The sequence below is a fragment of the Paraburkholderia sp. BR10937 genome (assembly GCF_040965695.1).
In the GTDB taxonomy this organism is placed as follows: Bacteria; Pseudomonadota; Gammaproteobacteria; order Burkholderiales; family Burkholderiaceae; genus Paraburkholderia.
Map to the genome: position 1 here is coordinate 1 of NZ_JBFRCL010000292.1, position 234 is coordinate 234.

Here is a 234-nt window from a genome sequence, read left to right on the forward strand (position 1 = left end):
GGCCATCGTGGTCCACCATCACCATTGCGCTAGGCGCCGCTTCCACCACCTGCCGGAAGCGCTCCTCCAGACGCCTGCGCTCGGTAATGTCGACGACGGCGGCCAGCACGAACGTGCCTTCGTCGGTTGAGACTGGATTGAGTCCTATTTCAACGGGGAATTCGGAGCCGTCATTACGCATAGCGTAGAGATCGCGGCCGGTCCCCATCGGGCGGCTCCGCATGTCGGTGTAGT

At 62.8% G+C, this 234-nt stretch carries 1 pseudogene; it reads right to left on the reverse strand.

What is annotated here, in order from left to right:
• Positions 1-64: 64 nt before the first annotated feature.
• Positions 65-234, reverse strand: a pseudogene (locus AB4Y44_RS43030) (PAS domain S-box protein); the annotation flags it as partial.